Source organism: Arachidicoccus sp. (genome assembly GCF_050436765.1).
Taxonomy (GTDB): Bacteria; Bacteroidota; Bacteroidia; order Chitinophagales; family Chitinophagaceae; genus Arachidicoccus.
The window spans coordinates 1-9,668 of sequence record NZ_JBNQGD010000213.1; the positions used below are offsets into that span (position 1 = coordinate 1).

General features: G+C 38.2%; 10 protein-coding genes. 6 read left to right on the forward strand and 4 right to left on the reverse strand.

Going from position 1 to position 9,668, the window contains the following annotated elements; all coding sequences use genetic code 11:
* From gldN to ACQR30_RS09440, 3 genes are all read left to right on the forward strand, one after another.
* Nucleotides 1–1,085 (forward strand): gliding motility protein GldN (gldN, locus tag ACQR30_RS09430; protein ID WP_429734370.1); only part of this gene is annotated, 1,085 nt, incomplete at its 5' end.
* 17 nt (nucleotides 1,086–1,102) lie between these two features.
* Nucleotides 1,103–1,768: a DUF6089 family protein gene (locus ACQR30_RS09435; RefSeq protein ID WP_429734372.1), complete on the forward strand. Its 666-nt coding sequence runs from the start codon at nucleotides 1,103–1,105 to the stop codon at nucleotides 1,766–1,768.
* Nucleotides 1,769–1,881: 113 nt separating this feature from the next.
* Nucleotides 1,882–2,355 carry a ribonuclease H-like YkuK family protein gene (locus ACQR30_RS09440; protein WP_429734374.1) on the forward strand — a complete coding sequence of 158 codons (474 nt, stop codon included), beginning with the start codon at nucleotides 1,882–1,884 and terminating at the stop codon, nucleotides 2,353–2,355.
* A 67-nt stretch (nucleotides 2,356–2,422) separates the two neighbouring features.
* Here the strand turns inward: ACQR30_RS09440 and ACQR30_RS09445 are convergent, their stop codons facing one another.
* The 4 genes from ACQR30_RS09445 to ACQR30_RS09460 form a co-directional block, all read right to left on the reverse strand.
* Nucleotides 2,423–3,763, reverse strand: coding sequence for a glucoamylase family protein (locus ACQR30_RS09445; protein WP_429734376.1), 1,341 nt, complete (start codon nucleotides 3,761–3,763; stop codon nucleotides 2,423–2,425).
* Entirely contained in the window at nucleotides 3,750–5,225 is a 1,476-nt protein-coding gene (locus ACQR30_RS09450; RefSeq protein WP_429734378.1) for a GH39 family glycosyl hydrolase, read from the reverse strand. Before ACQR30_RS09450 ends, ACQR30_RS09445 begins: the two co-directional genes overlap by 14 nt.
* A gap of 30 nt (nucleotides 5,226–5,255) precedes the next feature.
* Nucleotides 5,256–5,426, reverse strand: a complete 171-nt coding sequence (locus tag ACQR30_RS09455; RefSeq protein WP_429734380.1) for a hypothetical protein — start codon at nucleotides 5,424–5,426, stop codon at nucleotides 5,256–5,258.
* A gap of 256 nt (nucleotides 5,427–5,682) precedes the next feature.
* A complete protein-coding gene (locus ACQR30_RS09460) occupies nucleotides 5,683–6,768 on the reverse strand; it encodes an anhydro-N-acetylmuramic acid kinase (RefSeq protein WP_429734381.1) in 1,086 nt (361 codons plus the stop codon).
* 65 nt (nucleotides 6,769–6,833) lie between these two features.
* Between ACQR30_RS09460 and upp the strand changes: the two genes are divergently transcribed.
* From upp to truA, 3 genes are all read left to right on the forward strand, one after another.
* The gene (gene upp / locus ACQR30_RS09465) at nucleotides 6,834–7,487 is read left to right on the forward strand and encodes a uracil phosphoribosyltransferase (protein ID WP_429734382.1); all 654 of its coding nucleotides are present in this window, start codon (nucleotides 6,834–6,836) and stop codon (nucleotides 7,485–7,487) included.
* An 81-nt stretch (nucleotides 7,488–7,568) separates the two neighbouring features.
* Entirely contained in the window at nucleotides 7,569–8,987 is a 1,419-nt protein-coding gene (locus ACQR30_RS09470) for a DUF4476 domain-containing protein (RefSeq protein ID WP_429734384.1), read from the forward strand.
* Nucleotides 8,988–9,005: 18 nt separating this feature from the next.
* Nucleotides 9,006–9,668: tRNA pseudouridine(38-40) synthase TruA (gene truA, locus ACQR30_RS09475; RefSeq protein WP_429734386.1), on the forward strand; the 663-nt coding region annotated here is incomplete at its 3' end.

Here is a 9,668-nt window from a genome sequence, read left to right on the forward strand (position 1 = left end):
CATTGATTAAAGTTGCCTTATTCTGTGTATGTAGTTTGGCTATTTCTATAAATGTTTTGGCGCAATCTAAAAAGAAAAGCAGGTCGGGGAGTGCTTACGATAATTCATCTAGCACGTATGACGTAGCTCCCAAAAAACAAAGTCATGTTCCGGCCGCAGATACAACTGAGCTACCGAACAACAGTGGTTATAATACCAGTGCCAGTGGTGATACAAGTGGTCTGATGAAAAATTTACCGATTGAAGTGATAAAAGACTCAACAGACGGAGGACTACTGGAAGGGCAAAAAAAATCATTAAGAAAAGATAATGTTTTTGTAGATAACCTTGTAGACAGTACTGCGACACCATTGCCTTATTCGCCACTCTATGCCTCAGACGCCCTATACCGGGTACGCGTTTGGCGTACTATAGACACGCGGGATAAAGCCAACTTGCCTTATTTTTATAATACGGCCATAGATGGTGAAGGCAATACGCATCTGATAGACATTATTATCAATGCTATGAAAAAAGATAGCGTTCAGGCTTTTAGTGCTATTGATGATAGATTTACAACACCTATCACGTTCCAACAAGCACTTGCGACCTTCGGTAGCGGAACGGATACCTCGGCTTCCTATGATTTGAACGGTAATATTGTAGGATATCAAGTTAGGCAAAAGGCTATTGCTATGGATTCTATTTATAAATATCGTATCAAAGAAGAATGGGTATTTAACAGGAGAGATGGAAAGACTTATGTAAGAATACTAGGTATCGCACCATTGATTACTTACACCTTGTCCAATGGTGAAATGATGGGCAATAGCGAACATCCTGCCTTCTGGATCTATTACCCCGATTTACGCACTAATCTGGTAAGATCAATTATTGCTAATCCTATGGATGGTGGAGGAACTATTACTTGGGAACAAATATTTGAAAATCGATTGTTTGATAGCCAAATAATTAAATCGTCGCTGGACGCTGAACATGGTTTTACAAAAACTCCTCTTGATGCTGAGCAAGCAAAAACTATTCAAACAGAATTGGAAAACTTAGGAGATAAAATAGGCGTCCCATCAACATCTACCAATAATTAAATTAATGTCAATTTAAAATGAAAAACACAAAAAGACAGATAGGAGCATTCATTGTTTTTATATTTTTAGGGAGTTCCTTATTGGCGCAAAAGGAAAGTTTTAATCAAAGAAGTCAGATAGGTATTGCTATTGGTGGAATGAATTATGGTGGTTTTATGACCAAAAGCCCTCTGACGACAAAACAAGCTAAATTCAGCGCGGAGATAATGTATCGTTATGATGTAAGTAATCATTTTAGTGTGAGAGGTACTTTTATGGTAGGGGCATTAGGTAAGGATAATGGAAATGTAGACACCTTAATAAATGGGGCACACCGCTATGGAAGTTTTCATACCGGTATCGTAGAAGGGGATATATTACCTGAATATAATTTCCTTGATTTAAATAAGCATAGATGGACTCCGTATGTATACGGTGGACCTGGCTATTATGTATTGGTAACTTACAAGAAGGACGGTAAGACTTACAATAAACCCGACTTCGAAGGTTTTAATCTTCGGGCCGGCGCGGGTATAAAGTATCAAATAAATACATCTTTTCAATTATTTGCAGAAGCGGATACGCGGGAGTTTTCAAAAAGTATTGATTTCTATAATAGCCAAAACAGCCGAAGCCGCTATTATTCTTTAATGATTGGAGTGACCTACCGCTTGGAGCCGAGGCGTTTAAAAGAACTTTGGTAATCTGATCATCTACCTTGAAGAGAATAGCTAAGCTCATGCTCTTGAGATTTGGCCAACGGCATAAATAAACAGGGTATTAAAGAAAAGTAGTAACTTTAATAAACCTTATTATTATGCACTGGAGGAAATTCAACGGAGATAAGATACCATTGCCCATCAAAGATGTGGTAGAACAAACCATTCAAGCAGAAGTCGCGAAAGGTATTAAACTAAAAGTTTGCATAGGCACAGATAGTCAAGTAAAGGGCGCTGATGTGGAATTTGCCACCGTAATAGTTTTTTTACGTGAACACAGTGGCGGGTTTATGTATATATATAACGAAACACTCAGCAGAGCTTTTCATATTAAAGAAAGAATGTTATTGGAAGTTGCTAAAAGTATTGAGGTCGCATATGAATTATGCGACCTTTTTATTAAATACAATATCGAAATGGAAGTACACGCTGATATCAATACCAATCCACAATTTAAAAGCAATGACGCGCTGAAAGAAGCGATGGGGTATATTCTCGGAATGGGTTTTGCTTTCAAGGCTAAGCCGGAAGCATTTGCCAGTAGCAGCTGTGCCGACAAAATGGTCAATTAATTCTAGTGGTCAAATTATTTTGTATCTATTATGGCTACCCTTCCGATTAGGTGTTGAGGTGGGTACTTCAAATGTCATTTAACCAACCTCCCTCGAAGTTGGCTGTTTTTAATCCTTGGATGACGTAGGGACATTTTTTTAAAGTGTTCCAAATCAATTTTGATTTAAAATTTTCAATCATTAATATTACCGGACCCTGATTTAGCGCATATTGCCAAGGAGAGATCCATCCATTTGGATTGGCTCCTATTTCCGGGAAGGTAGGATTGAAGCTGGCGTCGAAGCCGTATTTGCTATGTTTTTTTAACTCTAGCTCTTCAATGGCATGCTTGATCACAGTTAAAACTATATCGGGTGCAAATGGAAGTGACGTAACTGCGGCCCAGGGTGAGATCGTCCCGTCGTCTGGTCCATAAGGAATGCCCCGAGCGACATAATCATAAAATACTCTTTCAATACCATTTACTTTTACAGCGCGGTAGCCGGGGCCATTGCTGGCTGTGAAACCCCAGGCTTTTTCTCCATATTGAAAAAAATGGGAAGGATTATCTATCGCATACAATTGTTGTACGCGCGTAGCCCTGGCACTATTCTCAAAATAATCAATACCACTTTGTCTATTTATTTCATCTGTGATGCCATTAAAATCTAACCATACTTGAGACATTTGATGAATGAATAATGGCCCCGCATAAAAATATTCGATACCATACAGTTTTTTCCACTCAAAAGTCTTTATCCATTTTTTGTAGCCCTTGTTGCTGATAGGAAAGGTAGTCGACCCCATTGCGAATATATAAAGCAAATGTGCTTCTGAATACTTGCTATCCCAACTATAAGGAAGAAAACCCGTTTCTGGTTTCCAGCCGTGACAAAGGAAATCACTACCATTGAGCGCCCATTGCCAATCGATGCGACGATAGATATTGTCTGCTAGCTCACGTATCGCTGTTTCTTCTCTATTTTTTCCCAGGAAATAATTCCCTACTGTTAATACACCTGCTAAAAGAATAGCCGTATCGATGGTTGATAACTCACAACTCCATGCACGTTTTCCTGTTTTCATGTCAATGAAATGGTAATAAAAACCTTTATAGCCTATCGCATCTTTGCCGGTACCTTGTGGACTATTGTACAAGAAATTTAACAAGGTCAATGTTTTTTCTGCGGCTTCTTTGCGTGAGAAATATTTGTTTTTATCAGCTACGATGTAGGCACTTAAACACATCCCCAAACCCGCTACGCTACAAGGAGATTTTGGCATAGTGCTATCTTTTACAAGCCCATTTTCTGGGTTTTGTTCTTTTAAAAAATATTCAAAAGTTTCTCTCTGTAAATTATCCAGCAGGGCAAAATCCTTGCTGGTAAACTTTTGGATAGGATCGTTGTTTTTATTATTTTCTTTCATTTTCTAATTCTATGGTAATGCACGCTACACTTTGTGGCGGTAACGAAATAGTACAATGGGCTTCTTGCTTTTCAATATTCAATGGAATATTTTCTTTCTTTAATGTTGAAGCAAGTATTAACGCGCTAATTTCCAGATCATTGAGATAATCTTTGGAATCATTTTGCTCCCAAACTTTTCTTGGATTGCTGTGGTTATCGTCAATTCTTTCGATGTACGCGCTAGAAATTTTCGAAATATTTTTTAATGCTAAATAAATCTTTTCTGTTTTTATCTTATGCTTCGGTAAAGCCCAGTTAGTAGCGATAATATTAATTTTCTTTTCTTTTCTAATCACCCAAACATCTACACTGTCATGCTTCCCCGACACTTTTAAGAACTCTTCCCCTAATTGATGCAGCAGTTCAAAAGCACGATAAGACGGTTTAGGAATGCCGTAGATATTCATTAAACCAAAGCCCCCATGAAAAGGAGTGGAACAAAGAAAATTCTCGCTGAAAATATCTGTAAATGTCCAATAGCTGTATCCCTCAACAATACCTCTCGCCTCCATAATTGTCTTTGTGATAAAGGCGGCAGCATAAGGTCTGTCATGCAGTTCATCAAATGGATTTGATGAACTGCACCATTCGGTGTAATAAACAGGAAGGCCCTTTGCCTGTTTCTTTACTTTACGCGCTTCTTTACGCAATACACTTCTTTTACTTTGTGACAATTGTGTAATAGTGTCGTCACCTGGCTTGCCAAATGCATCGGTAGGGTAATGATGTGTAGAAATAAAATCTACAGGAACTTTCTTTGCTGTGCAGAAATCTACAAATGCCGAAATCCATTGGTTGTCGGCGGTTGCAGGGCCGCCGACACGAAAATTTTTGTTGACTGACTTTATCGTAATTGCCGTGGCTTGATACAGTTTAAAATACGCTTGTTGTGTTCCCCTCCAAAATGCCTGCAGATTGGGCTCGTTCCATACTTCAAAAAACCATTGGCTAATCTGCTCAGTCCCGTATCTGTCTTTTAAATGGGTAATAAATACTTTAATCACATTTTTCCATTCTGAATAATTTTTTGGTGGATTGATATTGCCGTGATAGCTAAAAACGGTGTCGTTCCCTGAAGAGATGGCGGTAGGCATAAAGGATAATTCTATAAATGGTTTTATGCCAATGGACAATAGAAAATCACAAATTTGATCGGTATTGAAGAAAGAAAAAACGCGCTGGGCATTTGGATCTTGCGGATTATTGGACACATAAGTAAACATGTCGTCCGATAAGATTCCGTGAAATCGGACATGCTTAAAGCCAAGCTCTTTTTGACACTGTTGCAATTGTTTTTGCCAATCGGCTCTTAGTGCCATAGGTGCATGGGCACTACCCACAATCTCCTCCCAGAAGTGGGGAAATCTTTCCCCTTCTTTTTTTAAATCGCAACTAAATATTGCTTCCTTATTCTTTGTCATTTAAGTTGCTTTAGTGAAGACTATTAACCGTTATGGTTCTATATCCTGTGTGTCATAAGGTTTTTGATGCTCTAGTTTCTGAGATGATCGGTCTTTTTTGCGCATCCATTTAATTATAAAATACACGAGTACCACAATACCAATAATGATGACAGGTATAGTCATTAGCATAATGCCGATAAATAAAATAACAGAGAGCATAATTGAAAGATTTTTAGATTAACAATTAAATAGCTCTTGCCTGCAGATTGCGTAGAAATGTAGTAGTCAGGGACAAAAATGATTATCCAATAAGAATTGCATTTTGCAAGAGCATATTATGGATAGTACAAATGTTATTCCAGAAATAAATAAGTATAAAGACTTGGATCTCATTCTAATAATGGAATAGATGCACCTATTCAAAAGATAGAATCTAAAAAAGATCAAACATTCAATGTTGTGGGGCATTATTATATTAATACTTTTGGCCTATCCACACAGCGCCGCCAATGCTTGGCCATTGTGCACCGGTGTTGGCCATCACCGTATTTTCTTCGCGCCAACGAAGAATTCCCAGAAATGCCATAATCAGAGCTTCTTTGTATTGAACAATTTTATCGTCTGGGATAATCACTTCTATTTGATGCGCAGATAAAAGGTCTTTTAACCGATCTATTAAAAAAACATTATAGGCTCCGCCACCGGTTACAAAAAGTTGTCGTTGATTATTATCAGAGGGACTTTTTAATGCATCAACTATTTGGATAGCTATATGTTCGCTATAGGTATGTAAGAGATCTTCCGGATTTAAATGAAAAGAGTCTACAAGAGCTAATATCTCTTCTTTGAAATATTGATTGGATAGTGATTTTGGTGCACGCTGCTTATAGTAAGCCAAATTATTTAGCTCAGATAACAATTCAGTATTGACGTTGCCCAGAGCAGCGAGGTGTCCATCCTTATCGAAAGTTGATCCCAGTTGTTCAGCAAAGTAGTTAAGTGCCTGATTGGCGACACAAATATCAAATGCCTCCACATTTTCATTTTCGTGAATAGAGACATTAGCAATTCCGCCAAGATTTAAAAAACAATTATAATTATTAAAAAGGAATTTCTCACCTATTGGAACAATTGGTGCACCCTGGCCGCCTAATGCCACATCTAAAGAACGTAGATTACTGATAACATTTGTAGAAGTGAGGGCTGCAATTTGAGCCGCATTCCCAATTTGTGTAGTTAAAAATTTTTCAGGATCATGGAATATGGTATGTCCGTGAGAAGCGATCATTTGTATTTGATGATCGAGTTGATTTTTCTCAATAAACAGATTTATTTGTTTTGCTATAAAACGCCCAAAATCGTTATCCAATTGCACGAAATCCAGGGCATTTAATTGACTTGCTTGTGAAAGTCTTTCTCTCCAGACATCAGTAAACTCAATTGTTTCTGCGTTATTGACAGAAAAACTCCACTCCCCACGTATTTCTTCAAAAGTTACAAAGACAATATCCAGACCATCCAGTGAGGAACCGCTCATTAGGCCAATAGCACGATAAACCATAATCAAAATTTTTGCCCTGCAAATATAACGGTCATTAAATCATAAATATCATTTATCTTAGCTTTATGATAGTGAATTTAAGTGAAAAACATAGCCTCATCTGCAATTGGGTAAGTGAATTACGAAACATCTCGGTTCACAATGACCGGATGCGATTTCGTAGAAATCTGGAAAGAATTGGAGAAGTAGCGGCTTATGAAATAAGTAAGTTATTACCATGGAAAGAGGTAGAAATTCAAACGCCATTGGGAACTCATAAAAGCATGGTATTGGAAGAGCAACCAATTGTGGCAACTATCCTGCGTGCGGGGTTGGCAATGCACCATGGGGTGCTTAGTTATTTGGATAAAGCAGATAATGCCTTTGTTTCTGCCTTCCGGAGACATAATGCTGCTGGTGGATTTGATATAATTTTGGATTATGTAAGTAGCCCTTCTATTGAAAATAGAATATTAATTATTTCAGACCCGATGTTAGCGACAGGTACTTCATTGGCAAAAACAATTGTTGCACTTAAAAAGTTGGGAAACCCCTCTCAAATATATATTGTGGCAGCTATTGCGTCCAGGCAAGGCATAGCCTATTTGCAAAAAGTGGCTGGAGAAGATGTCCATCTGTGGTGTGCCGATATAGACGATGTTTTGAACGAAAACGGTTATATTGTTCCCGGGCTTGGTGATGCAGGAGATCTGGCATTTGGAGAAAAATTACAATCTTAATATTAAGAAAGGAAATATTTAGCACAAGTTTTGTAACTAACTGGGCTTATGCATTTACTTTTGTTTCGAAATTTTATACAAATGAATCATTCGGTTTTAAAAAAAATAGGGTTACTTTTTCTTATCATTTGCTTGATAGGCAACTATAGTGCGTCTGCTCAAAGTAAAGATGACAATCATTTTATTTATATACAGGCTAAAAACAAAAAGCCATTTTATGTTATTTTAAATAGAAAGGTATTTAGTTCTTCTTCTATCGGATACTTAATAATTCCAAAATTGCAGGATGGGAAATATGATTTAAGGATTGGGTTTCCTAAACAAGACGCGCCTGAACAAAACTACTCTTGTACAATTAGTGGCTCGGATATAGGTTTTTCCTTACAAAAGGATAACGAGGGAGATTTAGGCTTGCTGAATTTACAAAGCAAGACTTTCCTTGCATCAAAAGGAAGCACTACACTCGAAGATCAATATGCTGCCGGTAATACGCCTGAAAAGGCTGCTGTCAATAACAGGGAAAATATTGTGAAAACGAAGCCTGTAAAAGCAAGCCCGGACAATGCCGCTTTTGGACAAATGCTTTCCTGTGCGATAAATGACCCCACATTAAATAAACAAGCCGAAAACACACAGACCGAAAACACACAGACCACGACGTTGCCCAAGGAGAGTCAAAAGGCCACCGCTCCCGTTGTTGTAGCCGAGGTAAATAATCAGGCGCAGGCGAATGTAGCTATAGATGCCGCCCAAGGAAATGTTAGTGCTTCAGACTTGCAAGATGATTCGCAAACTTATGGTGTCATTAAGTCTAATGAACAAATGACGAATCAAGGGACACAAATGACTTTTGTATTATTCAATAGTCATTCTACTGATACAGTAAGTGTATTAATACCACAGAGTGTGCGCCCAGATAAGCAAGTTGGGGCATCTGAAACGGTTGCCACTCCGTCAAAAAAATCGTTTAATGACAATTCTTTAGCGCTCTTTTCCAACACTAATGGCATGGCCGTGGAAGAGCAGGATGTTCCTGTCAAAAAGAGAAAGAAGAAATTTGTAGATATTAGTTCCAATCAGTCTGCTGACAATTCAAACGCTGGTTCTGCAAAGACAGTTGACAATCCATTTTACAATCAATCGGCATCCAAAACGGATACAGCATCTGTTGAGGAGGCAAATACGCCCAATAATGTGGCTACAACTTCTAGTTGTGATAATCCTCTTTCAGATAAGGATTTTAGTAGGATGCAAAAGAAAATGGTCGCCAAGTCTAATGACGATGAAATGATTGCAATTGTAGATAAATATATCAATGGGAAGTGTATAACTACGCAGCAGGTAAAACAATTGGGCGGTTTGTTTTTATCTGACGCAGGGCGCTTTGCGTTGTTCCAAGATGCTTATGCTCATGTGTCCGACAAGGATAACTATGCTAGCCTACAAGGCCAGCTGTTGGATCAATATTTCAAAAATCGCTTTTTGAAAATGCTAAAATAAAACTACGCGAATAGACGGATGCCTCGATATTTTTTAGAATTATCCTATAAAGGAACAGCCTACAAGGGATTCCAAATGCAGCCTAATGTTCCTACAGTTCAAGGAGCAATAGAAAAAGCTTTCTTTACGTTATTAAAACAACCGATAGCCCTCACGACTTCTTCCAGGACTGATGCAGGCGTACATGCCAGACAGAATTATTTTCATTTTGATATAGCCTCAACACTCTCTGCCAATTTGTTGTACAATTTGAATGCTTTGCTACCTGACGATATATCTTTAAAGAACCTTTTTGAAGTAACTGCTGAGCAACATTCTCGTTTTCATGCCACTTCCCGCGTTTATCGATATTACATCTATCGCTATAAGGATCCGTTTTTAATGGATAGGGCCTGGTATTATCCGTTTGCACTTGATAAAGACAAATTACAGCAGGCTGCCGATATCCTAATGCGGTATAATGATTTTACTTCCTTTTCGAAGCGAAACACACAAGTACATTCTTTCCTTTGTGATTTAAAGACATCGGTTTGGTATACTGAGGGAGATTGCTTGGTCTATCAAGTAGAAGGTAATCGATTTCTCCGTGGTATGGTGCGAGCGTTAGTAGCGTCGATGCTTATAGTTGGTCGTTCGCGTATTTCGCGTGCTGTCTTTGATCGTTGGATTGTGATGACTGTC